Here is a 25,910-nt window from a genome sequence, read left to right as displayed (position 1 = left end):
GAGCGCGTGGGGAGGAGGCCGGATGACTGCGGAGGCCCTGGCGGGGGCGGAGTTGGACGACGCCGGGCGGGCGCGGTTGCGGCGGTGGCGGCTGGTGCTGGGCGGTGACGCGGCGGACGGCACCGGGTGTGCGCTCGGTGCGCGGGACGCCGCGATGGACGGGGCGCTGAGCTCGCTCTACGGAAAGGCGGACAAGCCGCAGACGGGCAAGGAGCGTTCAGCGGGGCTGGGCGCGTCCGCGCCGTCCGTGGCGCGCTGGCTCGGGGACGTCCGGACGTACTTCCCGTCGTCCGTCGTGCAGGTCATGCAGCGGGACGCCATCGACCGGCTCGGGCTGTCCGCGCTGTTGCTGGAGCCGGAGATGCTGGAGGCCGTGGAGGCCGACGTGCATCTCGTCGGCACGCTGCTGTCGCTGAACAAGGCGATGCCGGAGACGACTAAGGAGACGGCACGGGCCGTCGTACGCAAGGTCGTCCAGGACCTGGAGAAGCGGCTCGCCACCCGTACGCGGGCCACCCTCAGCGGGGCGCTCGACCGCAGCGCGCGGATCAGCCGGCCGCGCCACCACGACATCGACTGGAACCGCACGATCGCGGCCAACCTCAAGCACTACCTGCCCGAGTACGGAACGGTCGTCCCGGAGCGACTGATCGGTTACGGGCGGGCGTCCCAGTCAGCCAAGAAGGAGGTCATCCTCTGTATCGATCAGTCGGGATCCATGGCGGCTTCGGTGGTGTACGCGTCGGTGTTCGGGGCGGTGCTCGGCTCCATGCGGACGATCAACACGCGACTCGTGGTGTTCGACACGGCGGTCGTCGACCTCACCGACCAGCTTGACGACCCTGTGGACGTGCTCTTCGGCACGCAGCTCGGCGGCGGCACCGACATCAACCGGGCGCTCGCGTACTGCCAGTCTCAGATCACCCGGCCCACGGAGACGGTGGTCGTGCTGATCAGCGACCTCTACGAAGGGGGGATCCGGAACGAGATGCTGAAGCGGGTGGCGGCGATGAAGGGGGCCGGGGTGCAGTTCGTGACGCTGCTCGCGCTGTCCGACGAGGGGGCGCCCGCGTACGACCGGGAGCACGCGACCGCGCTGGCGGCGCTCGGGGCGCCGGCCTTCGCCTGTACGCCGGATCTGTTCCCGGAGGTGATGGCGGCGGCGATCGAGAGGCGTCCGCTGCCGATACCGGACAACGCGTGACGACCGGGGGGAGGAACCGGTGGGGAACGGGTGAGGCATGTCCGAAAGGGGATATGACTACCCATCGGTAACGCGGGGCTTGCGCAACCTCGGGAGTCACGTGCAAGTATCGACGTCTCATCAGCGGTGCGGTGGCTCCGCTTGCCCGTACCGCGTAGTCGTTGATGCGTAGCCGTCGACGCGTGACTTGTTCCGCCGCACGGGAGGATCCTCCCCCTCTTGATCTGGTCAGCCGCACTGTCCGGCGCCGTCCCGCGTGTGGTGCGCGGGGCGGCGCGGCGGCGTGCGTTGCCCCTGGTCCTGCTGGTGGGTGGGCTGTTCGTGCTGGCGGTGCTGTGCGGGGAGCGGGCGGACGCGGCTGAAGGGGCGCCGCATTCAGGGGCCTTGGCGCGGGTGGCCGCGCCGGTGGCTGTGGAGTCGGGTGGGCGGGCCGGTGGTGAGGGCCGGTCAGGTGGTTCGCAGGGCGGGGTGGTCGGTTCGGTCGGCCGTGCCGTTGTCCAGCCTGTGGTTGAGGGTGTTGCGCGATCCGGGGTCGAGGGTGTCGCGCGTCCTGGGGTCGAGGGTGTCGGGCGGTCCGTGGGGGAGCGGGTCGTGGGGCCGGTCGGGGAAGCCGTCGAGGCGAGGACCGGTCGGTCTGTGGGGGCCGAGGGTGGGGGGTCGGCGTCGTCCGGGGGGCCTTCGCGGCCGGAGTCGCCGTCGCGGCCCGGGGCGGGTGGCTTGCCGACGCGGCCTCATGTGCCTCGATTGCCTCACGAGCCTCTTCTGCCCGAGCAGCTGCCTCGACTGCCTCACGGGCCTGCTCGGCCCGACGGGCCTCGTCTGCCTCATGTGCCTCGATTGCCTCACGAGCCTCTTCTGCCCGAGCTGCCTCGACTGCCTCACGGGCCTGCTCGGCCCGACGCGCCTCGTCTGCCTCACGGGCCTCGATTGCCTCACGAGCCTCTTCTGCCCGAGCTGCCTCGACTGCCTCACGGGCCTGCTCGGCCCGACGCGCCTCGTCTGCCTCACGGGCCTGCTCTGCCGGAACCCCATTTTCCTGGCGTGCCCGACGCGGCTGATGTGCCTGGCCCGCCTCGCCTGCCGGGGCTTCCCGGCGATTCCGGGCTGCCCAGCCTCCCCGGAGGTCCCAGCCTCCCCAGCCACCCCGGGCTTTCCAGCCTGCCTGGGCTGTCCAACCTCCCTGGGCTTCCCGGCCTCCCCTTCCTCCCCAGCCACCCTGAAGCCCCGATGTTTCCCGGTGGCCCTGCGGTTCCTGGGCTGCCGGGGTTGCCTGAGCTTCCCGGGATCCGTGAGCTGCCCGTGGCGTTCGAGCCGCCGGGCGTCTCCGTGTTTCCGGGGCGGACCTTGCCTGTCCCCGACACGGGAGCCGCGCGGCCCGGTGGCCGAGGGGGCTCGGCCGCTCATGACGTGGGTCCGGAGGGGCAGGCACCTGTGGCGGGAGCCGTGGGTGGTCACGGGCCGGATCTTGGCGTGCCCTCCGATGGTGGTCCCGCGGCGGACCGGGGCGGGGTCCGGCAGCGTGCGGACGGCGGGGCGCGGTACGCGCCCGTGCGTCCGGCGCCGGCCGGTGGTGGTCATGGGGTGCTGGGCAGTCGGTCGTCGGCGGACAGCGGTTCGCCCCGGCATGGTGACGCGCCCGCGGTGACGGTGAGCCGGCGGATGCCGTTGTTGCTCGTGCCGCATGCGGTCGAGCGCGTCGAGGCGGACGGGACGCGGGACCGGCACCGGGACATCCTCGTCCTCCCCGGCTAGGGAAAGCCCCGGGCCCCTCGCGGTGGCGTGGCCAACGAGGTCGCCGCCCCCGTCGTGCGTGGCACGACGCCGGCACGGGCGCCGGGGCGGCCGTCATCGGGCCCGTTCGTGCCGGGCCACGCGGAGAGCGACGCCAGAGCCACGTCCAGGGGCATCCAGGGCATCCAGGGCATCCGAGACATCCAGGGCATGGCCCTCAGAGGGCCTGTCAGGCGGCGCACGCCGTGCCCGACCCCCAAGGCGCGTCTCGCGCGCACCCAGAACGTGCACGCCCCCAGGCGTGCGAACCGACCCCGCAGGCACCCGGCGCGGGCGGCCGAAACCGTCGGCTCGCCCGGACGGAAGGCCTGCGGACGGGTCCGGCGGTCCCCATTGGGGTGGGGATCGCCGGACCGAAGCCCCCGCGAGGGACCGTCGGGTCCCTCATCGGGGCGGCTCAAGGGGCCTCACCGGGTCAACCCCAGCCCGGTGAGGCCCTGGGCGGCTCCAGGGCGTTCACCCCACCACCCCACCCGCTCCCCCCAGGGCACCCCACGGCATTCCGCGGCACCCCGTGCCAGCAATTCCGGCATCATGTGACAGGTATCACCGCTCACATGTGACCCGCGATTTAGAGGCCCCCCGCAAGCAGAGATAACCTGCGAGACGGACATGCCGCGCGCTCGGACACCGTGTGCGCTTCCCTTGTGACACATGCGGTCGTCACGTTGCCCTTCGCGGCACGCCCACGCATCCAACGAACCGCGAGATCACTGATAGGGACGGAAGCGCGTGGACCTGTTCGAGTACCAGGCGAGGGACCTCTTCGCCAAGCACGATGTACCGGTGCTGGCCGGTGAAGTCATCGACACGCCTGAGGCGGCGCGCGAGATCACCGAGCGGCTCGGCGGCAAGTCCGTCGTCAAGGCGCAGGTGAAGGTCGGTGGCCGCGGCAAGGCCGGTGGTGTGAAGCTGGCCGCCACCCCGGACGAGGCCGTCGCCCGCGCGACGGACATTCTCGGCATGGACATCAAGGGCCACACGGTCCACAAGGTCATGATCGCCGAGACCGCTCCGGAGATTCTCGAGGAGTACTACGTCTCCTTCCTCCTCGACCGCGCCAACCGCACCTTCCTCTCCATCGCGTCCGTCGAGGGCGGCATGGAGATCGAGGAGGTGGCAGCCACCCGTCCGGAGGCCGTCGCCAAGATCGCGATCGACGCCATCGACGGTGTGGACGAGGCCAAGGCCCGCGAGATCGTCGAGGCCGCCAAGTTCCCGGCCGAGGTCGCCGACAAGGTCGTGAACGTCCTCGTCACGCTGTGGGACACCTTCATCAAGTCGGATGCCCTCCTCGTCGAGGTGAACCCGCTGGCCAAGGTGGCCTCCGGTGACGTCATCGCCCTCGACGGCAAGGTGTCGCTGGACGACAACGCCGAGTTCCGCCACGACTGGGACGAGCTCCACGACAAGGCCGCGGCCAACCCGCTCGAGGCCGCTGCCAAGGAGAAGAACCTCAACTACGTCAAGCTCGACGGCGAGGTCGGCATCATCGGCAACGGCGCGGGTCTCGTGATGAGCACCCTGGACGTCGTCGCGTACGCCGGTGAGAAGCACGGCAACGTCAAGCCGGCCAACTTCCTGGACATCGGCGGTGGCGCCTCCGCCCAGGTCATGGCCAACGGTCTGGAGATCATCCTCGGCGACCCGGACGTCAAGTCCGTCTTCGTCAACGTCTTCGGTGGCATCACCGCCTGTGACGAGGTCGCCAACGGCATCGTCCAGGCCCTGAAGCTCCTCGAGGACCGTGGCGAGCAGGTCACCAAGCCGCTCGTCGTCCGCCTCGACGGCAACAACGCCGAGCTGGGCCGGAAGATCCTCACCGACGCCAACCACCCGCTGGTCCAGCGCGTCGACACCATGGACGGGGCGGCCGACAAGGCCGCCGAGCTGGCCCACGCCGCCAAGTAAGCACTCAGGACGAGGACACCAACACACCATGGCTATCTGGCTCAACAAGGACAGCAAGGTCATCGTCCAGGGCATGACCGGCGCCACCGGCATGAAGCACACCAAGCTCATGCTCGGCGACGGCACCCACGTCGTGGGCGGCGTGAACCCGCGCAAGGCGGGTCAGTCCGTGGACTTCGACGGCACCGAGGTACCCGTCTTCGGGACCGTCAAGGAGGCCATCGAGAAGACCGGCGCGAACGTCTCCGTCATCTTCGTGCCGGAGAAGTTCACCAAGGACGCGGTCGTCGAGGCGATCGACGCCGAGATCCCGCTGGCCGTCGTGATCACCGAGGGCATCGCCGTGCACGACTCGGCGTCGTTCTGGGCGTACGCCGGCAAGAAGGGCAACAAGACCCGCATCATCGGCCCGAACTGCCCCGGCATCATCACCCCGGGCCAGTCCAACGTCGGCATCATCCCGGGCGACATCACGAAGCCGGGCCGTATCGGCCTGGTCTCGAAGTCCGGCACGCTGACGTACCAGATGATGTACGAGCTCCGGGACATCGGCTTCTCCACCGCCGTCGGCATCGGTGGTGACCCGATCATCGGCACCACGCACATCGACGCGCTGGCCGCCTTCCAGGACGACCCCGACACCGACCTGATCGTGATGATCGGTGAGATCGGCGGCGACGCCGAGGAGCGGGCCGCGGCCTTCATCAAGGAGAACGTGACCAAGCCGGTCGTCGGCTACGTCGCGGGCTTCACCGCCCCCGAGGGCAAGACCATGGGCCACGCGGGCGCCATCGTCTCCGGTTCGTCGGGCACCGCCCAGGCGAAGAAGGAGGCCCTGGAGGCCGCGGGCGTCAAGGTCGGCAAGACCCCGACCGAGACCGCGAAGCTGGCCCGCGAGATCCTCGCCGGCTGACCCGCCGCCCAGCAGGAACACGGCGCGCGCGAAGCACCCCGCCGCGGCGCGCAGCAGTAGGGCCCGCACCCCGGCCGTCCGGCCGCGGGAGCGGGCCCCTCCGCATGCGCTCACCTGTTCATCTCGCCTCCGGGATCAGCCGCTCCGGCCCGCTTGCCGACGCCTGCCGCAGCTTCTGCCGCAGTTCCAGCTGCGCGTACGACAGCGGACCCGGCGCCGCCCGTGGGGGCACGCCCCGTACGGTCTCACCGGGGGCCACCGGCGGCTCGTACTGCGTCGGAGCCGTCCGCAGGGTCAGGGCCGTCGCGCCGATCAGGGTGACCGTGAAGGCGATGGCGGCCCGTGTCCAGAACTGCGCCCGGCGCTCCCCGCCGGCGCGGACCGCGAGGGGTCTGGCCGCGCGCAACCGCTCCGTGGTGGCCAGTTCGCCGAGCCGCCGCTGCAGGTGGCTGGGGTCGGCGAGGTCGGGCAGCCGGGAGGCGACGGCCTGGCGCGCGTAGAGCAGACGGTTGGCCGTCGCCGGGGTGGTCGCCTCCGTCTCCGCCGCGGTCTCCGGCAGATCGAGGCCCACACCGTCGTAGAGGAGGAGGGTACGGCGGTAGGGCGGGGGGAGTTGCAGGATGACGTTCATCAGGGTGCGGTCGCGCAGGTCGGCCGGTGGTGGTTCCGGATGGCGGTAGCGGCGGCGGTAGCGGTGCCACGGGGAGAGCGCGTACTCGTACGCCGCCGCCCGCACCCAGCCCGCCGGGTCGCGGTCGACGGCCACCTCGGGCCAGCGTTGCCAGGCGAGTTGGAAGGCCCGCTCGACCGACTCGCGCGCCAGTTCGCGCCGCCCGGTGAGCACATACGTCTGCCGGACGAGGCCGGGCGCGCAGAACGCGTAGAGCGCGTCGAAAGCCTGAGCGGGCGTCAGGGGTTCGGCGGCCGGTTCGGGTTTGGGTGAGGGGTGGGGGTCGGGGCCGGTGTCGGGAAGGGGCAGGCGCTCGGTGTCGGCCGTGGGCCCGGCGGTCCGTACGGCGGTGGCGGCGGCCGCGGTCGCGACGGCCGGCCTGTCGTCCTGGCGTACCTGCTGTGCCGGCTCGTCCTTGAGGGAGGCGAGCAGTTGCGCGTACGCCTCCGCCTTCTGGCCGTCGGGCGTCGTGCGACCGGACTCCCACGCACGCACCGTCGACTTGGAGACGCCCACCCGGGCCGCCAGCTGAGCCTGCGTCAGGGAGGCACCCTCCCGGAGGCGTCGGCGCTCCTCGGGCGGGGGAAGCGGAGTTGCAGGGCTTTGTGTCACAGTTCGCCCTTTCGTACGAAAAAACACATAAGCACATATTGAGCGACACATCGGTGGTTCGCCTGTTACGCCGGGAAAGCGCGTGTCGTTGGGAGCATGGCCGCGTGATCCTGATGACCGACCGCCGAACGCCGCTCCCTCCCCGGCTCACCCGGATGCGCCGCCGGTCCCCCGGACTCGCCGCCTGCCTCCTCGGTGGTGTGGTGGCGGCCGGGCTGGGGCTGGGCTCGTTCGCCGTACTGGTGATGGCGCTGTGGATCAGTTCGCCGTATCCCGACAGCGGTCCGGGAGGCGCGCTGCACGTGGCGGCGGCGCTGTGGCTGCTGGCGCACGGCGCGGAACTCGTCCGCACCGACACCCTCACCGGCGTCCCCGCCCCCGTGGGGCTGACCCCGATGCTGCTGCTCGCCCTGCCGGTGTGGCTGGTGCACCGGGCGGCCCGGGACGCGGTGGACGGGGCCTTCGCGGGGGACGGCCCGGCCCCCCTGGTCGCCGGGCGTACGGCCTGGGCCGGGGTGGTGCTCGGCTACCTCACCGTCGGGGCCGCGGCCGCGGCGTACTCGGCGGGGGGAGTGCTGCGGCCGGACTGGGAGTGGACGGCGGTGTGCGTGCCGCTCGTCGCCGTGGGTGCGGCGGGGGCGGGGGTCTGGACGGCGTACGGGCAGCCGCGCCGGCCGGTGGACCGTCTGCTGAACCTGCTGGGTCCGCTGCGCCGGGCCCTTGTCGGGACGCGGAACCGGGAGCGGCTCGGCGTGGCGGCGCGGGCGGCGACGGCCGGGACGGCGGTGCTGGTCGGGGGCGGCGCCCTGTTGGTGGCGGTGTCACTGGTGTGGCACGGCCCGGCCGCCCGGGTGGCCTTCGCGCAGCTGACGGAAGGGTGGTCCGGGCGGTTCGCGGTACTGCTGCTGTGCCTCGCGCTGGTGCCGAACGCGGCGGTGTGGGGCGCGTCCTACGCCCTCGGACCCGGGTTCGCACTGGGCGCCGGGCACATGGCGGGCCCGCTGTCCACCGCCCCCGTGCCGCTCCTGCCGCAGTTCCCGCTGCTGGCGGCGGTGCCGGGTGCGGGCGCCATGACGCCGCTGCACTGGGCGGCTGCCGCGGTGCCGGTGGCGGCCGGGGTGACGGTGGGGTGGTTCACGGGCCGGGCGGCCGTGGGGGCGGGGGCAGAGGTGGGAACCGGCGCCGGGCCCTGGTCGCGGGGGCGGACGGCGGGGTGCACCGGCGTGGCGGCGGTGCTGTGCGGGGCCTGGTCGGCGTTGCTGGCCGGGCTGGCGGGCGGGCCGCTGGGGGTGGACGCGCTGACCCGGTTCGGGCCGGTGTGGTGGCAGGTGGGCCTGGCGGCCCTGGTCTGGGTGACGGTGGTGGCGGCACCGGTCGCGCTGGTGGTGCGGTGGTGGGGGTGCCGGGGGAGGGCCGACGCGGATCGGGCGGAGGCGCCGGCCACCAAGGGCGGGAAGCGGCTCACGGCGGGCGTGCTGCTCGCGGCGAAGGCGGCAACGGACCCGGAGGACGCGCAGGCGGACCGGGACAGGAAGACGGCAGTCGCAGCCGGCACGGGCCTGGACGACACCGAGCCCGAGCTGATCCAGTTGCCCGCGTCACGCACGCCGTTCCCCGGCCGGGAAGCCCTTGCCCCGGAATTCCTCGCCCCCGGATCCCCTGCTCCGCAACCCCCTGCCCGCGAAGCCCTCGCCTCCGAAGAGCTTGCCCCCGAAGGCCGCGAAGCCCTGGCTCCGGAGACCCCCGCCGTCGCGGACGACACGCACGACACGAGCACGACGGGCTACGCGGACGAGGCGGACGACGCTGACGCGGCGGATCACACGAAAGAGGCGGACTACACGGAAGGGTCGGACGACACCTACGAGGCGTACGAACCCTTCACCTTCGGCCCCCCGCCTCCCTGGCCCCACGACGACGCCGCCCGCGAGGCCCGCTGGGCGGCGTTGCGCGAGATCTCGGCGAAGACGGAGGCGCTGGAGCAGGCCGAGCTGCCCGACTTCCCGGAGGCCCCCGCCCCCGCGACGGCCCTCGGAGTCCCCGGACTCCCCGGGGTCCCCGAAGCCCCCGGAGTCCCCGAAGTACCCGGGCTCCCCGACGTCCCCGGAATCACAGCAGCACCCGCCGACCTCAAGAAGCCGCACTCCAGGAAACCGGACGACGACCCCTCAGCCCCAGGAACCGCCTAGGCGTTGGCCCCCAGGACATTCCGCAGCTGCTCCGGCAGCAGCGTGCTGCACGCCTGCCGTGCCTCGTTCGTGAGGGCGTCGCTGGTGCACGTGTAGTAGTCGCGGTACACCAGCTGCGCCGTGAAGGCGGCGCCGACGAGCGCGATCGCCAGCGACGCCGTGACCAGGCCGCTCACCGCCGCCGCGGTCTGCGGGCGGGCCGGCGTCGCGGCGGCCGGGGTGTCCGGCGACGGTGTCCGCGGCTTGGCGCGCAGGGCGCTGATGCCCCAGTACAGCGCCAGCGCACCCAGCAGCAGCGCCACGTACGTCCAGCTGAACAGCGCGAAGAAGAAGGCCCACATGCCCCCGAGCAGCGCGTAGCGCGCCCGGCGCTGTGCGGGGTCCGTGGGGTCCCAGCGCATGCCCGGGGCCGGGCCGCCGGAGCCCTCGGGGTTGCGGCCGGGCCGGTCGCCGAAGCCTCCGCCGGGGGTGCGGCCGGGCTGCCGGTCGCTCCACTGGCTGCCCCACGACGGACGGCCGCCGTTCTCCCGCGAGCCGTCCTGGCCCGAGGAGTCGCCGTTGTCGCCCGACGGCCGCCGCGGCTGCCACGGCCGGTCCGGGGTGCCCTCGGGCGGCGGCGCGAACGGGTTGTCGTCCTGGCCCGTACCGCCCTGCCGGCCGCCACCGGCGTCGCCCGACGTCGCGTCGGGCGACGAGCTGGGGCGCTCCCGCAGCAGCACACCGGCGCGCGCCCCGCGCTGCGCCGACTGCTGGGGGAGCGTGAGGAGTCGCAGGCTGCGGTCCGACATCAAGTGAGCGTCTTCCCCTTGTGGAAACGGAAACATCTGGCAACAACTGGCAACGAGTGGATCTGGTGGAACTGGACGCGACCGGATCCGGCTGTGGATCTGTCCGGATCGCGACGGGAGCCGTCCTCCCATGAACGCGTCGCACACCTCCCGCGTTCCCGGGACCGCCCTCGCAGACGCTACCTCCCGGCCACGCCCCCGTCCCGTGGGGGCTGTCCGGTGTGCCGGTATCGTTGCTGACGGTCGACCGCTTCGTAGGCTTCCCCGTATCCGGGTGCCCGAAGCATTCGTACGATCGTACAAACGCTTCCCCGAGAAAGGGCTCCACCGTGGCCGCCAAGCCCGTGGCCAGGAGCGCCAGGCGCCTCGTCGTGCTGGTCTCCGGATCCGGCACCAATCTGCAGGCGCTGCTGGACGCCATCGCGACGGAGGGCGCCGAGGCGTACGGTGCCGAGGTCGTGGCCGTCGGGGCGGACCGCGACGGCATCGAGGGGCTGGCGCGCGCCGAGCGGGCCGGGCTGCCCACGTTCGTGTGCCGGGTCAAGGACTTCGCCACCCGCGAGGAGTGGGACGCCGCCCTCACCGATGCCGTCGCCGCCTACGAGCCCGATCTCGTCGTCTCCGCGGGGTTCATGAAGGTCGTGGGCAAGGCGTTCCTGGCCCGGTACGGCGGGCGCTGCGTCAACACCCATCCCGCCCTGCTCCCCAGTTTTCCCGGTGCCCACGGCGTCCGTGACGCGCTCGCCTACGGCGCCAAGGTCACCGGCTGCACCGTCCACTTCGTCGACGACGGCGTCGACACCGGGCCGATCATCGCTCAGGGCGTGGTGGAGGTCCGGGACGAGGACGACGAGAGCGCGCTGCACGAGCGCATCAAGGAAGTCGAGCGAAGGCTGCTCGTCGAGGTCGTGGGGCGGCTCGCCCGCAACGGCCATCGCATTGAGGGACGAAAGGTAGTTATCCAGTGACCGCCGAGAGCAACAAGCGGCCCCTTCGCCGGGCGCTCGTCAGCGTCTACGACAAGACGGGCCTCGAAGACCTCGCGCGCGGCCTGCACGAGGCGGGTGTCGCCCTCGTCTCGACCGGGTCCACCGCCGCCCGTATCGCCGCCGCCGGCGTTCCCGTCACCAAGGTCGAGGAGCTCACCGGCTTCCCGGAGTGCCTGGACGGCCGGGTCAAGACGCTGCACCCGAGGGTGCACGCGGGCATCCTGGCCGACCTGCGCCTCGAGGACCACCGGCGGCAGCTCCAGGAGCTCGGTGTCGAGCCGTTCGACCTGGTCGTGGTCAACCTCTACCCGTTCCGCGAGACCGTCGCCTCCGGCGCGAGCCCCGACGAGTGCGTCGAGCAGATCGACATCGGCGGCCCCTCCATGGTGCGCGCCGCCGCGAAGAACCACCCGTCCGTCGCCGTCGTCACCAGCCCCGCCCGCTACGGCGACGTCCTGGCCGCGGTGCAGGACGGCGGCTTCGACCTCGCCACCCGCAAGCGGCTCGCCGCGGAGGCCTTCCAGCACACGGCCGCGTACGACGTGGCGGTGGCCTCCTGGTTCGCGAGCGAGTACGCGCCCGTCGACGAGTCGCAGTTCCCGGACTTCCTCGGCGCCACCTGGGAGCGCAAGAACACCCTCCGCTACGGCGAGAACCCGCACCAGCCCGCAGCGCTCTACGTGGACGGCACGGGCGGCGGCCTGGCCGAGGCGGAGCAGCTGCACGGCAAGGAGATGTCGTACAACAACTACACGGACACGGATGCCGCCCGCCGTGCCGCGTACGACCACGCCGAGCCGTGCGTCGCGATCATCAAGCACGCCAACCCGTGCGGCATCGCGATCGGCTCCGACGTCGCCGAGGCGCACCGCAAGGCGCACGCCTGCGACCCGCTGTCGGCGTTCGGCGGCGTCATCGCGGTGAACCGTCCGGTCAGCAAGGAGATGGCCGAGCAGGTCGCGGAGATCTTCACAGAGGTCATCGTGGCGCCCGGCTACGAGGAGGGCGCGCTCGAAGCCCTCACCAAGAAGAAGAACATCCGGGTGCTGCGCTGCCCCGAGGGCCCGTCGAACCCGGTCGAGGTCAAGGCCGTCGACGGTGGCGCCCTGCTCCAGGTCACCGACCGCCTCCAGGCCGAGGGCGACGACCCCGCGGGCTGGACGCTGGCGACCGGTGACGCGCTGAGCGCCGAGGAGCTGCGGGAGCTGGCGTTCGCCTGGCGGGCCTGCCGGGCGGTGAAGTCCAACGCGATCCTGCTGGCCAAGGACGGCGCCTCGGTCGGCGTCGGGATGGGGCAGGTGAATCGGGTCGACTCCGCGAAGCTGGCGGTGGAGCGGGCCGGCGTCGAGCGGGCGCAGGGTTCCTATGCGGTCTCCGACGCCTTCTTCCCGTTCCCGGACGGGCTGGAGATCCTCACCGAGGCGGGCGTCAAGGCCGTGGTGCAGCCCGGCGGTTCGGTCCGTGACGAGCAGGTCGTGGAGGCCGCGCGGAAGGCGGGCGTGACGATGTACTTCACGGGGACGCGCCACTTCTTCCACTGAGCCCCGAGCCGCGCCCATTCCAAGCTGAAGGAGGCGGGGCGGGCACCTCTCGCTGTGTGGGGAGGTCTCGCCCCGGTCTCCTAAAGCGCACCCGTGGGCAGGGGCGCGTCAGTAGCGTGGGCGGGCGAACCAGGCGGTGCCGCTGGGTACGACCGGTGCGGCGGCGATGATCCCGCCGAAGACCAGCCACAGCAGCGGGCCGATGATCGACGAGGCGAGACCGGTGTCGAGACCGATGAGCAGCCCGACGAGGCCCACGATCGCGCCGAGCGCGCCGTAGATCACCGTGGTGATGCGGATGCCCTGTCCGCCCTTGCCGAACTTGACGCCCAGGGTGATCGAGAGCGCGGCAAGCCCGGCCGCGATCAGGGTGGCGATACCAAACACCGCGGCCGCTCCGCCACTGCCGTCGCTGACCGAGCCGAAGCCGAGTTCGTCCGCGCCGTTGGACACGTCGCTGGTGAAGGCGGCGAAGTAGAGGAGGACCAGCGCGGCCAGGATCTGCACGGCCGAGATGATGAAGAGGAAGACGCGGGCTGTGACCAGCAGGCCCGGCATGGACTGCGGAGCCGTCATGCCGGCGCCGGGGTAGCCGGGGTAGGCGGGCGGCTGAGGGTAGCCGTAGCCCTGCTGGGGAGGTGCGCCGGGTGGGCCCTGCTGCGGGTATCCGTATCCGGGAGGAGCGGACGGGGGCTGCTGGGGCGGCTGCCCGTACGGGTTGTTCGGCTCGCCGAAACTCATGGCGGTTCTTCCTCCGTTATGCCGAGTGCGGGGACGACGCGCGGCGGATTCGGAGGAAGTTTGCTACAGATGCGGTGCGTCCCCCCGGTACTGCCCGCGGCACTGTGGCCACAATCGTTCTTCAGCCATGGGTTGCTTGTCCAGCCGCATTCCCTATGAGTTGTGCAAGTGCAACATCACCGATCATGGGTGGATACGCCGGGACCGGGCCCCTCGCGACCCGGATTGGAACCGGGAGGCGGTCATCCGGGAGGATGGGTCCATGACCGCCCAGATTCTCGATGGCAAGGCCACCGCAGCCGCGATCAAGTCCGATCTGACCGCCCGCGTGGCGGCGCTGAAGGAGAAGGGCGTCACGCCCGGCCTCGGCACGATCCTGGTCGGGGACGACCCCGGCAGCCAGAAGTACGTCGCCGGCAAGCACCGTGACTGCGCGCAGGTCGGCATCGCCTCCATCCAGCGCGAGCTGCCGGCCACGGCGACGCAGGAGGAGATCGAGGCGGTCGTACGGGAACTCAACGAGGACCCGGCGTGCACCGGTTACATCGTGCAGCTGCCGCTCCCCAAGGGCATCGACGAGAACCGCATCCTCGAGCTCATGGACCCGGACAAGGACGCGGACGGGCTGCACCCCATGAACCTGGGCCGGCTGGTCCTGAACGAGCCCGCGCCGCTGCCCTGCACCCCCAACGGCGTGCTGACGCTGCTGCGCCGCTACGGCGTGGAGATCAAGGGCGCGGAGGTCGTGGTCGTCGGCCGGGGCGTGACCATCGGCCGGCCGATGCCGCTGCTGCTCACCCGGCGCAGCGAGAACGCGACGGTGACGCAGTGCCACACCGGCACGCGTGATCTGTCCGCCCACCTGAAGCGCGCCGACATCATCGTCGCCGCCGCCGGGTCCGCTCACCTCGTCCGGCCCGAGGACGTCAAGCCGGGCGCGGCCGTCCTCGACGTCGGCGTCTCGCGCAGCGCCGAGGGCAAGATCGTCGGCGATGTCCACCCCGGCGTCGCGGAGGTCGCCGGCTGGATCTCCCCGAACCCCGGCGGCGTCGGTCCCATGACCCGGGCCCAGCTGCTCGTCAACGTGGTCGAGGCGGCGGAGCGCAGTGCCGGCTGAGCCGCCCGAGGAGAACGGGACCACCGAGAAGCAAGAGACCGCGGCGCCAGACGGTGCCGCGTCCTCCAACGGTGCCGTAGCGCCTGACGGTGCCGCAGCGCCCAAGGGTGCCGCAGCGCGTAACGGTGCCGCGGCGCACAGCGGTGCCGCGTCCTCCAACGGTGCCGTGACGCCTGACGGTGCGGCCGCGCCCGACGGTCTCGCGGCGCAGGAGGCCGTCGCCGCCACCCGGAGCGCCGGCCCGGCGCGGAGCGGCATGTCGCAGGGCGGCGTGCCGCACGGCGGTGTGGCGCTGGAGGACGGATCGCCGAACGGCGTGTCCCGGAACGGCTCCGCGCCGGGCCCGGACGGTGCGGGCGCCGACGGGGTCGTCGAGGACGCCGAGCTCGTCGTCCGGGACGCGATCAGCGTCGTGGACGAGGACGGGAAGCCCCGGCGGGCCACCCGCCGCTTCCCCCTGTTCACGAAGGACACCGCGCGGCCCGAGGGCGGCGGCCGGGCGGCGGGCGGGGACGCGCCCGCGCCGGCCCGGCAGTGGCCGATGCTCGCCGTGCTGGGGCTCGTCGGCCTCGGCCTGCTGCTGACGGCGTTCGACGCGTTCCGGATCGGCACCATGCTGGTCGGCGTCGCGCTGGTCGGCGGTGCCGTGATGCGCTGGGTGCTGCCCGGCGTCGGCATGCTCGCCGTGCGCTCCCGGTTCACGGACATCGCCACCTACGGCGTCCTCGGCCTGGCGATCGTCCTGCTGGCGCTGATGGCCCAGCCGAACCCCTGGCTGGAGGTCCCGTTCCTCAAGGACACCCTCCACTTCACCGTGCGCAGCTAGCCGCGCCCGGTCGCCCGTACGGAACGGCGGCCCATCCCCTCCCCCGAGGCAGGACGGGCCGCCGCCGCACCCAAACTCCCGCACGACGAACGGCCTGTTCAACGGCTGTCCGCGCGCTGTGGCACGGAAGTGACCGTTCCGCTACGGTGTCCGCGCTCCGCGACAACCGAGGGCCGGTGGCGTCTGGGTGCGTTGCGTACCGCTGAGACATCGGAGGTCACCGGTGTGTGCCCGTTGTGTCGATGTATTGACAGCTTCGGGGAAGCCGGTCCAAGGCACTGCACAGCGGGGCTAATCTGCCCAATCGGGGATGTCCGGGACGTCCCGCGCGTGCAGCGGCACACTCTGGGGGAAGCAGGGGGAAGCGATGCCTCGTTGGAAGGCCTTGCCGGAGGAACTCGATCCGCAGATCAGGGAATTCGCCGGGCAGTTGCGGCGGCTCGTGGACCGCAGCGGCCTGAGCGTCTCCGCGCTGTCCGACCGCACCGGATACAGCAAGACGTCCTGGGAGCGCTATCTCAACGGCCGGCTGCTCGCCCCCAAGGGCGCGATCGTCGCGCTGGCCGAGGTCACCGGCACCGACCCGATCCATCTGACCACCATGTGGGAGCTCGCCGAACGAGCCTGGAGCCGTTCGGAGATGCGCCACGACATGACCATGGAGGCGATCCGGATCTCGCAGGCGCGCGCGGCGCTCGGCGAGTTCGGCGCGCCCCCGGGCGCCGCCCGGGGCAGGACGGCCCGCAGGGGCGCCGGCGCGACGGCGACACCGGGCATCGCGGGCCCGGCGGGCGTCGCCCCGACGGTGCCCGCCCAGCCGACGGCGCCCGACGCCGACGCCCGCGACGCCGGGTCCCGGCCGGGCGTCAACTCCTGGGGGATCGCGGGATCCAGCGGACCACCCCGCGCGGGCGGCCGGGCCGGCGCCGGTACGGGGGTCGCCCCGGCGTCGGCCGGGCGGGCACCGGGCTCCGGCGCGCCGACGCCGGCCCCGCGGGACGCCCCCTCGGGCGGTGCGGGCAGGCGGCGGCTCGCGATGTTCCTCGCCGGTGCCGCCGTCGTGGTCGTCGCCGCCGGTGCCGTGTACTACGTCACCGGTGACGGCGCCGACAGGACGGACACCACGGGCGCCTCGCCGTCCCCGTCCGTCAGCGCCGATGTCGACCTGCCTCCCGGCGTGAAGTGCGGCGGCGACAGCTGCACCGGCAAGGACGCGGAGACCATGGGGTGCAGTGGCGACCTGGTCACCACCGCCCGCTCGGCGAGGGTCGGCGCCACCGTCGTCGAGGTCCGCTACAGCGAGACCTGCGGTGCGGCGTGGGGCCGTGTCACGCAGGCCGTGCGGGGCGACGAGGTCCAGGTGACCGTGGGCAGCACCCGGCAGAACGGCTCCATCACGGCCGTCGGCGACACCGTCGCGTACACCCCGATGATCGCGGTGAAGGACGCGGGGGAGGCCACGGCGTGCGCGACGCTCGCGTCGGGGGAGCGGGGCTGCACGCCGTAGCAGGAGCGGCAGCATCGGCAGGAACGGCGTGAAAGTGCCGTGGAAGATGCCGTGAAGGGTGCCGTGAAAAAGAACGCCGGCCGCACGCATGCCGTCCCCGATCCCGGGCACGCGCACTAATACCCCCACGGGAGTCCGGCAACGGTACCCCCACCCGGCGGTCGCCCCGTCTCTCCTCTCCCGGACGGGCGGCCGCCGTTCTTCCGTCGGACCGCGGGTCTTTCGCGGGCTCTGTGGGCCGGGCCACACCGACCCGGACGTCCGGGGTACCGGAGGCGCGATAGCCTGACCGCTGGATCTCTCTTGACGCCAAGAGATCGATCAAAAAAGCCGGGGCAGGGACGCCCCACCGCCAGCTGTCATACGGAGAACGCCATGACCCGCACTCCCGTGAACGTCACCGTCACCGGCGCGGCCGGCCAGATCGGTTACGCCCTGCTCTTCCGCATCGCCTCCGGCCAGCTGCTCGGCGCGGACGTGCCGGTCAAGCTCCGCCTCCTCGAGATCACCCCGGCGCTCAAGGCCGCCGAGGGCACCGCGATGGAGCTGGACGACTGCGCGTTCCCGCTCCTTCAGGGCATCGAGATCAGCGACGACCCGAACGTGGCGTTCGACGGCGCCAACGTCGCCCTCCTCGTGGGCGCCCGCCCGCGCACCAAGGGCATGGAGCGCGGCGACCTCCTGGAGGCCAACGGCGGCATCTTCAAGCCGCAGGGCCAGGCCATCAACGCGCACGCCGCCGACGACATCAAGGTCCTGGTCGTGGGCAACCCGGCCAACACCAACGCCCTCATCGCGCAGGCCGCCGCCCCGGACGTACCGGCGGAGCGCTTCACCGCGATGACCCGCCTGGACCACAACCGCGCGCTGACCCAGCTGGCGAAGAAGACGGGCACGCCGGTCTCCGAGATCAAGAAGCTGACGATCTGGGGCAACCACTCCGCCACGCAGTACCCCGACATCTTCCACGCCACGGTCGCCGGCAAGAACGCCGCCGAGGTCGTGAACGACGAGAAGTGGCTGACCGAGGACTTCATCCCGACCGTCGCCAAGCGCGGGGCCGCCATCATCGAGGCCCGTGGCGCCTCCTCGGCCGCGTCCGCCGCCAACGCCGCCATCGACCACGTCCACTCGTGGGTCAACGGCACGCCCGAGGGCGACTGGGTCTCCATGGGCATCCCGTCGGACGGCTCCTACGGCGTCCCCGAGGGCCTGATCTCCTCCTTCCCGGTCACCTGCAAGGACGGCAAGTACGAGATCGTCCAGGGCCTGGACGTCAACGAGTTCTCGCGCGCCCGCATCGACGCCTCCGTCAAGGAGCTGGAGGAGGAGCGCGCGGCGGTCCGCGGCCTCGGCCTCATCTGACCTGCGGCGTCACCAGCCGTACGACCCCCGGTCCGCCGCCACGGACCGGGGGTCCTCGCTTTCCCGCCGCGCCCGGCGTCGTGGTGCACGAGGCTCAGAAGCTGCTCAACTGCCTGGGGGCAGGCGGATCAGCGGCAAGGATGGCCGGATGTTCGGACGTGGCAGGCACCCGGAAGCCGAGATCCTCTTCGTGCGCGACGCCGAGGTCGCCGTGGCGGCACTGCGCCGCGCCCTGGCCGAGGCGGGGCCGGAGGAACGGCCGGGCCTGGAACGGGCGGTGGCGCTGGCCGAGCAGGCGGCCGCGGCCACCGACACCGACGTACGCGCCCGCTGGGTGCGCGAGCGGCTGGCCGCCGTCGGGTACGAGGGCCCCGCCGACTCGATCGCGGCCATCAAGCACCTGCGTGCGGCGGCCCCCGGTCTCAGCCTCCTGAGCGCCGTGCAGCTGGCCAAGTCGGCGGTGGCGAAGGGCGCGTAGGCCCCGCCGGGGGCCGGCCGGTCCGGCGCAGCCGTCTCTCGAACCAGTGACCGGCGTAGACATGCTCGGCGTACGCGGGGATCTCCGTGTAGCCGGCCGCCCGGTACATCGCCTGTGCCTCGGTGAGCACCGAGTGCGTGTCCAGCCGTACCGCGTCGAAGCCGCGCGCGACCGCCTCGCGCTCCAGCTCCGCCAGGATCCGGCGGGCCAGCCCGAGGCGCCGGGCGTCCCGGTGCACCCACACGTGCTTGATCTCGCCCACGCCGGGCGCCAGCCGGCGCAGCCCGCCGCAGCCGACCGGGCGGCCGTCCTCGTACGCCACGAAGAAGGCCCCCGCGTCGCCGGACACCTCCTGCGGGCGTACGAGATCGGTGGCGTCGAAGCCCTCGGGGAACCGTTCGTCCAGTTCGGCGGCGTAGGCGGCGAGGGTGGCGCGGGCGTCCGGGCCCGCGCCGTCGACGCGTTCGACGGTGATGCCGGCCAGGCGCAGCAGCCGTTCCGTGCTGGTCATCGCCTCCGTCAGGCGGGCGCGCTGGGCGGGGGTGAGGCCGTCGAGCATGCCGCGGACCAGGGCGTCGGCCCGGCGGTTCTGCTCCTCGACCTCGACGCGGCCGGCCGGGGTGAGCTCGATCATGCGCAGCCGGTTGTCGCCGGGGTGGACGCTCAGCCGGACCATGCCCTGTGCCTGCAGCGCCTTCGCCATCCGGCTCAGATAGCCGGCGTCCAGGCCGAGCCGGGCGCGCAGCTCGCGCAGCGGGACGCCGTCGCCGATCTCGAAGAGCAGGCGGGCCTCGCCCAGGGGACGGTTCTGGCCCAGGTAGTGGTCGTCGAGGGCGCCGATGCGGCGGGTGAAGTAGCGGTTGAAGCGGCGGAAGGCCGCGACGTGCTCTGACACTGCCTCCATTCGTTTGACTTTAGTCAAAGGTCGCGGACAGGTCCATGGATTCGGCGTATTGGTTTCTTGCCTTATGTCTGGATTGCCAGTGACGCAGCACACTTTCGGCCGTCGATTGCGCATGCCTGAAAGGGGTACGGGCAGGCGCTCACACTCCTGAACAGGAACGGAAGGCAAGACCGAGCATGTCGGACAGAGCGGAAAACCAGGTGCCTCAGGCGCGCGACACGATCCACGTGGCAGGACAGTGGCGGCCCGCCGCCTCCGGTGCCACGCGCGAGATCCTCGACCCCGTGGACGCCCTGCCGTTCGCCGTGGTCGCCGAGGGGGACGAGAAGGACACGGACCTGGCCGTCGCGGCCGCGCGGGACGCCTTCGAAGGCGGTCGGGGCGAGTGGCCGCGCACCCCCGTCGCCGCGCGCGCCGCCGTGCTGCGCCGCGTCGCCGACCTGCTGGTCCGCGACCGTGAGGAGCTCGGCCTGCTGGAGAGCCGGGACGCCGGCAAGACCGCCGAGGAGGGCCGGGTCGACATCGACTGCGTGGCCGACGCCTTCCGCTACTTCGCCGACCTGGTGGCCGGCGAAGGGGCCGGCCGGGTCGTCGACGCGGGCTCGTCCGACATCCACAGCGTCGTCGTGCACGAACCGGTCGGCGTCTGCGCGCTGATCACGCCCTGGAACTACCCGCTGCTCCAGGCCAGCTGGAAGATCGCGCCCGCGCTCGCGGCCGGCAACACCTTCGTGGTCAAGCCGAGCGAGATCACGCCGATGACGACCATCGCCCTGATCGACCTGCTCGCGGAGGCCGGGCTGCCCGCCGGAGTCGCGAACATCGTCACCGGCCCCGGTCACACCGTCGGCGCCCGCCTCGCCGAGCACCCCGACGTCGACCTGGTCTCCTTCACCGGCGGCCTGGTCAGCGGCACGAAGGTCGCCGCGGCCGCCGCGCCCACCGTCAAGAAGGTCGCCCTCGAGCTCGGCGGCAAGAACCCCAACGTCGTCTTCGCCGACGCCTGCGCCACCGACGAGGCCTTCGACACCGCCGTCGACCAGGCCCTCAACGCCGCCTTCATCCACAGCGGCCAGGTCTGCTCCGCGGGCGCGCGCCTGATCATCGAGGAGTCGGTCAGGGAGCGCTTCGTCGCCGAACTCGCCCACCGCGCCACGAAGATCCGGCTCGGCCGCGGCACCGGCTCCGGCGTCGAGTGCGGCCCCCTCGTCTCCGAGCAGCAGCGCGCCAAGGTGGAGTCGTACGTCGCCTCCGCGCTGGCGGAGGGCGCGGTGCTGCGCTACGGCGGCAAGCGTCCGGAGCCCACCGCGTCCCGGCCCGCCACCGGCTACTTCTACGAGCCGACCGTGCTCGACCAGTGCCACCGCGAGATGAAGGTCGTCCGCGAGGAGGTCTTCGGCCCCGTCCTGACGGTGGAGACCTTCCGCACCGAGGACGAGGCCGTCGCGCTCGCCAACGACACCGAGTACGGGCTGGCCGGCGCAGTCTGGACCGCCGACGCGGGGCGGGCCCGCCGGGTCGCGGGGCGGCTGCGGCACGGCACCGTCTGGATCAACGACTTCCACCCCTACCTCCCGCAGGCGGAGTGGGGCGGCTTCGGCAAGAGCGGCGTCGGCCGCGAACTCGGGCCCGCCGGGCTCGCCGAGTACCGCGAGACCAAGCACATCTACCAGAACCTCGCGCCGAAGCCGGTGCGCTGGTTCGCGGGCTGAGTCCGCGCAAGGCCCCACCGGTTCGCGGGCCCGGCCCGCCCCCCGTCCCCACCCCCCACTGGAACACCGGAGTAGGACCCCATGCCCGAGAACACCCAGATATACGACTACGTCGTCATCGGCGGCGGGACCGCCGGCTCCGTCATCGCCTCCCGCCTCACCGAGAACCCTGACGTCACCGTCGCCGTCATCGAAGGCGGCCCGAGCGACGTCGACCGCGAGGACGTCCTCACCCTCCGCCGCTGGATGGGCCTGCTCGGCGGCGAACTCGACTACGACTACCCCACCACCGAGCAGCCACGCGGCAACTCCCACATCCGGCACAGCCGCGCCCGCGTCCTCGGCGGCTGCTCCTCCCACAACACCCTCATCGCCTTCAAGCCGCTGCCGTCCGACTGGGACGAGTGGGAGGCGGCCGGCGCCGAGGGCTGGGGCGCCGTGCAGATGGAGGCGTACTACGCCCGGCTCCGGAACAACATCGTCCCGGTCGACGAGAAGGACCGGAACGCCATCGCCCGCGACTTCGTCGACGCCGCGCGGACCACGCTGGGCGTGCCCCGCGTCGAGGGCTTCAACAAGAAGCCGTTCACCGACGGCGTCGGCTTCTTCGACCTCGCCTACCACCCCGAGAACAACAAGCGGTCCTCGGCTTCCGTGGCGTACCTCCACCCGGTGATGGACGAGCGGCCCAACCTGACGATCCTGCTGGAGACCTGGGCGTACAAGCTGGAGCTGGACGGCACCCGCGCCGAGGGCGTCCATGTCCGTACCAAGGACGGCGAGGAGATCCTCGTACGCGCCCGCAACGAGGTCGTGCTGTGCGCGGGCGCGGTCGACTCGCCCCGGCTGCTGCTGCACTCCGGCATCGGCCCGAAGGCCGACCTGGAGGCGCTCGGCATACCCGTGGCGCTCGATCTGCCCGGCGTCGGCGAGAACCTCCTCGACCACCCCGAGTCGGTGATCGTCTGGGAGACCGACGGACCGATCCCGGAGAACTCCGCGATGGACTCCGACGCGGGCCTGTTCGTGCGCCGGGACCCCGAACACGCGGGCCCCGACCTGATGTTCCACTTCTACCAGATCCCCTTCACGGACAACCCGGAGCGCCTGGGCTACGAACGCCCGCGGCACGGCGTCTCGATGACCCCGAACATCCCCAAGCCGAAGAGCCGGGGGCGGCTGTACCTGAAGAGCGCCGATCCCTCCGAGAAGCCCGCGCTCGACTTCCGCTACTTCACCGACGAGGACGACTACGACGGCCGTACCCTCGTCGACGGCATCCGCATAGCCCGCGAGATCGCGAGGACGGAGCCGCTGGCGGGCTGGCTGAAGCGTGAGGTGTGCCCCGGCCCGGACATCACGAGCGACGAGGAGCTCGGCGAGTACGCCCGCAAGGTCGCGCACACCGTGTACCACCCGGCGGGGACCTGCCGGATGGGCGCCGCCACCGACGAACTGGCCGTGGTGGACCCGGAGCTGCGGATCCGGGGACTGGACGGCGTCCGGATCGCCGACGCTTCCGTGTTCCCGACGATGACCGCCGTGAATCCGATGATCGGGGTGCTGATGGTCGGGGAACGGGCCGTCGAGCTGATCGGTGGGGGTGCGTGATGAGTGACGCCACTGTGCGCGACGCCGCCGTCGGCACCGCTGAGGGCAGCGCCCCCGTGTTCTCCGTCGACGGGCTGTGGAAGGTCTTCGGACCGAAGGCCGACCGGGTGCCCGCCGACCCCGAGCTGACCGCCCTGCCCGCCGACGAGCTGCGCGCCCGCACCGGCTGCACGACCGCCGTCCGGGACGTCTCCTTCGACGTGCGCAAGGGCGAGGTCTTCGTCGTCATGGGCCTGTCCGGCTCGGGCAAGTCCACCCTGGTGCGCTGTCTGACCCGGCTGATCGAACCGACGGCCGGGACCATCGCCATCGATGGCGAGGACGTCCGCGCCATGGACAAGGCCAGGCTGCGCGAACTGCGCCGGCACCGCGCCGCGATGGTCTTCCAGCACTTCGGCCTGCTCCCGCACCGCACCGTCCTCGACAACGTGGCCTACGGCCTGGAGATCCAGGGCATGGGCAAGGCGGAGCGGCGCGAGAAGGCGGCCGAGGTCGTCGCCAAGGTGGGCCTCGCCGGCATGGAGCAGCGCAGGCCCGGCCAGCTGTCGGGCGGCCAGCAGCAGCGGGTCGGCCTCGCGCGTGCGCTGGCCGTCGACCCGGAGGTGCTGCTCTTCGACGAGCCGTTCAGCGCCCTCGACCCGCTCATCCGGCGGGAGATGCAGGAGGAGGTCGTCCGGCTGCATCGCGACGAGGGCCGCACGATGGTCTTCATCACCCACGACCTGAGCGAGGCGCTCAAGCTCGGCGACCGGATCGCGTTGATGCGCGACGGCCGGATCGTCCAGCTCGGCACCCCCGAGGAGATCGTCGGCTCGCCTGCGGACGACTACGTCCGCGAGTTCGTCCGCGACGTGCCCCGCGAACAGGTCATGACCGTCCGCACCGCCATGCGGCCCGCGTCCGCGGAGGAGGCGGGGGCCGGACCGGCGGTGGCTCCGGCGGCGACAGTGTCCGAGGCCATCGAGGCGGTCGTGCGCAGCGGCGGACCGGTCCGCGTGGTGGACCAGGGCCGTTGCCTGGGGGTCGTCGACCACGAGCGGCTGCTGGGCGTGGTGGCCGGCACGGAGCCGCGTACGGTCCCGGGGCCGAGCAAGGAGGTGGCTTGATGGCCACCGTCACCGCCTCGGCCCCCCGTGCCGTACCCGCCCTGCTGAAGAACCGCGTCATCGTCAAGCTCGCCCTGCTGGCCCTGGCCGCCGCGATCCTCGTACCGCTGGCCGACGCCCGCTGGGCGAGCGGGAGCTGGCCGGACGCGCTCACCGTCGACCTGACCCAGCCGCTGACGGGCGTCAGTGACTGGATCATCGACAACCGCGACAGCCACCCCCTGTTCCTCTACTTCTTCGGCCACATCAGCAACGCGGTCGTCCTGTCCGTGCGCGCCGTCTACCTCGGCCTGCTCGCCATCGGCTGGGTGGGCGTCACCGCGCTCGGTGCCTTCCTGGCCTGGCGCGTCGCGGGTGTGCGGCTCGCGCTCGGAACCGCCGCCGCGTTCCTGGCCTGCGGCCTGCTCGGCATGTGGGTGCCGACCATGCAGACGCTGGCCCTGATGGTCGTCGCGGTGCTGGCGTCCGTCCTCGTCGGCGCCCTGCTCGGCCTCGCCGCCGGACTGTCCGACCGTATGGACCGCGCGCTGCGCCCGCTGCTGGACACCATGCAGGTGCTCCCGGCGTTCGCCTACCTGCTCCCCGTCGTCCTGGTCTTCGGCATCGGTGTCCCCGCCGCCGTCCTGGCCACCGTCGTCTACGCCGCCCCGCCCATGGCCCGCCTCACCGCCCTCGGCCTGCGCGGCGCCGACAAGGGCGTCCTGGAGGCGGTCGAGTCGCTCGGCGCCACCTCGCGCCAGCGCCTGCTGACCGCCCGTATCCCGCTCGCCCGCAAGGAACTTCTGCTCGGCCTCAACCAGACGATCATGATGGCGCTGTCCATGGCGGTCATCGCCTCCGTGATCGGCGCCGGCGGCCTCGGCGACCGCGTCTACCAGGCGCTGGCCTCGGTCGACGTCGGCGCGGCCCTCGCCGCGGGCATCCCGATCGTGCTCCTGGCCGTCGTGCTGGACCGCGTCACCGCGGCCGCGGGCAGCGGCACCGGCGAACGCCCGCGCGCCGGATGGCCGTACGTGCTGGCCGCCGCCGTGGCCGTCGTGGTCGCCGCACGCCTGCTGGGCCGTGCCGACTGGCCCGAGGCCTGGACCCTGAACGTCGCCGAGCCGGTCAACCGCGCCGTCGACTGGATGACCGCCCATCTGTACTCGGGTGTCCCGGTCATCGGGGGCACCGCCGACTGGGCCGGCCACTTCACCACCTGGGTGCTGGACCCGCTGCGCGACGGCCTGCAATGGCTGCCGTGGTGGTCGGTGCTGCTCGTCGTGGCCGCCCTGGCCTGGCTGATCGGCACCTGGCGCACCGCGCTGACCGCCGTCCTCGCCATGGCCGCGATCGGCGTGCTCGGTGTCTGGGAGCCGTCCCTGGACACCCTCTCCCAGGTCCTCGCCGCCGTCGCCGTCACCCTCGTCCTGGGCTTCGCGACCGGTGTCGCGGCCGCCCGCAGCGAACGCTTCGAGCGCGCCCTGCGGCCCGTCCTGGACGTCTTCCAGACGATGCCGCAGTTCGTGTACCTGATCCCGGTCGTCGCCCTGTTCGGCGTCGGCCGTGCCCCGGCGGTGGCCGCGGCCGTCGTCTACGCGCTGCCCGCCGTCGTGCGCATCACCGCCCAGGGCCTGCGGCAGGTCGACCCCGCCGCGCTGGAATCGGCCCGCTCGCTCGGCGCGACCAGCGGACAGCAGCTCCGCCAGGTCCAGCTCCCGCTCGCCCGCCCGGCGCTGCTGCTGGCGCTCAACCAGGGCGTCGTGCTCGTCCTCGCCGTCGTCATCATCGGCGGCCTGGTCGGCGGCGGCGCCCTCGGCTACGACGTCGTCTTCGGCCTCGCACAGGGCGACCTCGCGACCGGTCTGGTGGCCGGCGGCGCGATCGTCTGCCTCGGCCTGATGCTCGACCGGGTGACACAGCCGACCGAACGCCGTGCGAAGAAGGGAGCCTGAG

At 72.5% G+C, this 25,910-nt stretch carries 19 protein-coding genes; 15 read left to right on the top strand and 4 right to left on the bottom strand.

Going from position 1 to position 25,910, the window contains the following annotated elements; all coding sequences use genetic code 11:
- The first annotated feature begins 22 nt into the window (after positions 1–22).
- The 3 genes from ACFV6X_RS11000 to sucD all read left to right on the top strand — a co-directional run bounded on the left by ACFV6X_RS11000 (position 23) and on the right by sucD (position 5,819).
- Positions 23–1,204, top strand: coding sequence for a vWA domain-containing protein (locus ACFV6X_RS11000; RefSeq protein ID WP_385380770.1), 1,182 nt, complete (start codon positions 23–25; stop codon positions 1,202–1,204).
- A 2,523-nt stretch (positions 1,205–3,727) separates the two neighbouring features.
- Positions 3,728–4,906: an ADP-forming succinate--CoA ligase subunit beta gene (gene sucC, locus ACFV6X_RS10995; RefSeq protein WP_365445880.1), complete on the top strand. Its 1,179-nt coding sequence runs from the start codon at positions 3,728–3,730 to the stop codon at positions 4,904–4,906.
- Positions 4,907–4,934: 28 nt separating this feature from the next.
- Positions 4,935–5,819, top strand: coding sequence for a succinate--CoA ligase subunit alpha (gene sucD / locus ACFV6X_RS10990; protein WP_365445882.1), 885 nt, complete (start codon positions 4,935–4,937; stop codon positions 5,817–5,819).
- Between the two features lie 118 nt (positions 5,820–5,937).
- Here sucD and ACFV6X_RS10985 read toward each other — a convergent pair whose 3' ends face one another.
- Entirely contained in the window at positions 5,938–7,101 is a 1,164-nt protein-coding gene (locus tag ACFV6X_RS10985; RefSeq protein WP_385380767.1) for a helix-turn-helix domain-containing protein, read from the bottom strand.
- Positions 7,102–7,214: 113 nt separating this feature from the next.
- On the opposite strand from ACFV6X_RS10985, the gene ACFV6X_RS10980 reads away from it, so the two are divergent.
- A complete protein-coding gene (locus ACFV6X_RS10980; protein ID WP_385380946.1) occupies positions 7,215–9,290 on the top strand; it encodes a DUF6350 family protein in 2,076 nt (691 codons plus the stop codon).
- Here the strand turns inward: ACFV6X_RS10980 and ACFV6X_RS10975 are convergent.
- Complete coding sequence (locus tag ACFV6X_RS10975) at positions 9,287–10,078, bottom strand: hypothetical protein (protein ID WP_385380764.1); 792 nt, start codon at positions 10,076–10,078, stop codon at positions 9,287–9,289. The genes ACFV6X_RS10980 and ACFV6X_RS10975 overlap by 4 nt on opposite strands.
- 329 nt (positions 10,079–10,407) lie before the next feature.
- Here ACFV6X_RS10975 and purN point away from each other — a divergent pair, with 329 nt between their 5' ends.
- Entirely contained in the window at positions 10,408–11,046 is a 639-nt protein-coding gene (gene purN, locus ACFV6X_RS10970; protein WP_385380762.1) for a phosphoribosylglycinamide formyltransferase, read from the top strand.
- Positions 11,043–12,608 carry a bifunctional phosphoribosylaminoimidazolecarboxamide formyltransferase/IMP cyclohydrolase gene (gene purH / locus ACFV6X_RS10965; protein ID WP_385380759.1) on the top strand — a complete coding sequence of 522 codons (1,566 nt, stop codon included), beginning with the start codon at positions 11,043–11,045 and terminating at the stop codon, positions 12,606–12,608. The genes purN and purH overlap by 4 nt, the downstream gene beginning before the upstream one ends.
- A 108-nt stretch (positions 12,609–12,716) precedes the next feature.
- On the opposite strand, the gene ACFV6X_RS10960 is transcribed toward purH, so the two are convergent.
- The gene (locus ACFV6X_RS10960; RefSeq protein ID WP_385380756.1) at positions 12,717–13,349 is read right to left on the bottom strand and encodes a hypothetical protein; all 633 of its coding nucleotides are present in this window, start codon (positions 13,347–13,349) and stop codon (positions 12,717–12,719) included.
- 262 nt (positions 13,350–13,611) lie between these two features.
- Here ACFV6X_RS10960 and ACFV6X_RS10955 point away from each other — a divergent pair, with 262 nt between their 5' ends.
- The 5 genes from ACFV6X_RS10955 to ACFV6X_RS10935 all read left to right on the top strand — a co-directional run bounded on the left by ACFV6X_RS10955 (position 13,612) and on the right by ACFV6X_RS10935 (position 18,642).
- A complete protein-coding gene (locus ACFV6X_RS10955; protein WP_385380753.1) occupies positions 13,612–14,466 on the top strand; it encodes a bifunctional methylenetetrahydrofolate dehydrogenase/methenyltetrahydrofolate cyclohydrolase in 855 nt (284 codons plus the stop codon).
- Positions 14,467–14,722: 256 nt separating this feature from the next.
- The gene (locus ACFV6X_RS10950) at positions 14,723–15,292 is read left to right on the top strand and encodes a DUF3017 domain-containing protein (RefSeq protein ID WP_385380943.1); all 570 of its coding nucleotides are present in this window, start codon (positions 14,723–14,725) and stop codon (positions 15,290–15,292) included.
- 367 nt (positions 15,293–15,659) lie between these two features.
- Positions 15,660–16,799 (top strand): DUF2690 domain-containing protein, encoded by a 1,140-nt coding sequence (locus tag ACFV6X_RS10945; protein WP_385380750.1) that lies wholly within the window; start codon positions 15,660–15,662, stop codon positions 16,797–16,799.
- Positions 16,800–17,174: 375 nt separating this feature from the next.
- Complete coding sequence (locus ACFV6X_RS10940) at positions 17,175–18,164, top strand: malate dehydrogenase (RefSeq protein WP_385380747.1); 990 nt, start codon at positions 17,175–17,177, stop codon at positions 18,162–18,164.
- Between the two features lie 148 nt (positions 18,165–18,312).
- Positions 18,313–18,642 carry a hypothetical protein gene (locus tag ACFV6X_RS10935; protein ID WP_385380744.1) on the top strand — a complete coding sequence of 110 codons (330 nt, stop codon included), beginning with the start codon at positions 18,313–18,315 and terminating at the stop codon, positions 18,640–18,642.
- On the opposite strand, the gene ACFV6X_RS10930 is transcribed toward ACFV6X_RS10935, so the two are convergent.
- Complete coding sequence (locus ACFV6X_RS10930; protein ID WP_385380742.1) at positions 18,587–19,546, bottom strand: GNAT family N-acetyltransferase; 960 nt, start codon at positions 19,544–19,546, stop codon at positions 18,587–18,589. The two genes, ACFV6X_RS10935 and ACFV6X_RS10930, sit on opposite strands and share 56 nt — an antisense overlap.
- Positions 19,547–19,722: 176 nt before the next feature.
- On the opposite strand from ACFV6X_RS10930, the gene ACFV6X_RS10925 reads away from it, so the two are divergent.
- The 4 genes from ACFV6X_RS10925 (at position 19,723) to ACFV6X_RS10910 (ending at position 25,909) form a co-directional block, all read left to right on the top strand.
- Entirely contained in the window at positions 19,723–21,258 is a 1,536-nt protein-coding gene (locus tag ACFV6X_RS10925) for an aldehyde dehydrogenase family protein (RefSeq protein WP_385380739.1), read from the top strand.
- Positions 21,259–21,339: 81 nt separating this feature from the next.
- A complete protein-coding gene (locus ACFV6X_RS10920; protein ID WP_385380736.1) occupies positions 21,340–22,869 on the top strand; it encodes a GMC family oxidoreductase in 1,530 nt (509 codons plus the stop codon).
- Positions 22,869–23,975 (top strand): glycine betaine/L-proline ABC transporter ATP-binding protein, encoded by a 1,107-nt coding sequence (locus ACFV6X_RS10915; RefSeq protein WP_385380733.1) that lies wholly within the window; start codon positions 22,869–22,871, stop codon positions 23,973–23,975. The genes ACFV6X_RS10920 and ACFV6X_RS10915 overlap by 1 nt, the downstream gene beginning before the upstream one ends.
- On the top strand, positions 23,975–25,909 hold the full coding sequence (locus ACFV6X_RS10910) for an ABC transporter permease (protein WP_385380730.1): 1,935 nt from the start codon (positions 23,975–23,977) through the stop codon (positions 25,907–25,909). The genes ACFV6X_RS10915 and ACFV6X_RS10910 overlap by 1 nt, the downstream gene beginning before the upstream one ends.
- The last annotated feature ends 1 nt before the right edge of the window (position 25,910 follow it).

The organism is Streptomyces sp. NPDC059861 (genome assembly GCF_042731435.1).
Classification (GTDB): Bacteria; Actinomycetota; Actinomycetes; order Streptomycetales; family Streptomycetaceae; genus Streptomyces.
Note: the sequence above shows the minus strand (reverse complement) of the source record. Positions and strands in the feature narration are given on the sequence as shown.

Excerpts from the sequence above, each read along its gene's own strand:
- ACFV6X_RS11000 (WP_385380770.1), top strand. The coding sequence starts at position 23 with ATGACTGCGGAGGCCCTGGCGGGGGCGGAGTTGGACGACGCCGGGCGG.
- ACFV6X_RS10975 (WP_385380764.1), bottom strand. The coding sequence starts at position 10,078 with ATGTCGGACCGCAGCCTGCGACTCCTCACGCTCCCCCAGCAGTCGGCG.
- ACFV6X_RS10930 (WP_385380742.1), bottom strand. The coding sequence starts at position 19,546 with ATGGAGGCAGTGTCAGAGCACGTCGCGGCCTTCCGCCGCTTCAACCGC.
- ACFV6X_RS10945 (WP_385380750.1), top strand. The coding sequence starts at position 15,660 with ATGCCTCGTTGGAAGGCCTTGCCGGAGGAACTCGATCCGCAGATCAGG.
- sucD (WP_365445882.1), top strand. The coding sequence starts at position 4,935 with ATGGCTATCTGGCTCAACAAGGACAGCAAGGTCATCGTCCAGGGCATG.
- ACFV6X_RS10915 (WP_385380733.1), top strand. The coding sequence starts at position 22,869 with ATGAGTGACGCCACTGTGCGCGACGCCGCCGTCGGCACCGCTGAGGGC.
- ACFV6X_RS10950 (WP_385380943.1), top strand. The coding sequence starts at position 14,723 with ATGTCGCAGGGCGGCGTGCCGCACGGCGGTGTGGCGCTGGAGGACGGA.
- ACFV6X_RS10960 (WP_385380756.1), bottom strand. The coding sequence starts at position 13,349 with ATGAGTTTCGGCGAGCCGAACAACCCGTACGGGCAGCCGCCCCAGCAG.
- ACFV6X_RS10980 (WP_385380946.1), top strand. The coding sequence starts at position 7,215 with ATGACCGACCGCCGAACGCCGCTCCCTCCCCGGCTCACCCGGATGCGC.
- ACFV6X_RS10910 (WP_385380730.1), top strand. The coding sequence starts at position 23,975 with ATGGCCACCGTCACCGCCTCGGCCCCCCGTGCCGTACCCGCCCTGCTG.
- ACFV6X_RS10940 (WP_385380747.1), top strand. The coding sequence starts at position 17,175 with ATGACCCGCACTCCCGTGAACGTCACCGTCACCGGCGCGGCCGGCCAG.
- ACFV6X_RS10955 (WP_385380753.1), top strand. The coding sequence starts at position 13,612 with ATGACCGCCCAGATTCTCGATGGCAAGGCCACCGCAGCCGCGATCAAG.
- ACFV6X_RS10920 (WP_385380736.1), top strand. The coding sequence starts at position 21,340 with ATGCCCGAGAACACCCAGATATACGACTACGTCGTCATCGGCGGCGGG.
- ACFV6X_RS10935 (WP_385380744.1), top strand. The coding sequence starts at position 18,313 with ATGTTCGGACGTGGCAGGCACCCGGAAGCCGAGATCCTCTTCGTGCGC.
- ACFV6X_RS10925 (WP_385380739.1), top strand. The coding sequence starts at position 19,723 with ATGTCGGACAGAGCGGAAAACCAGGTGCCTCAGGCGCGCGACACGATC.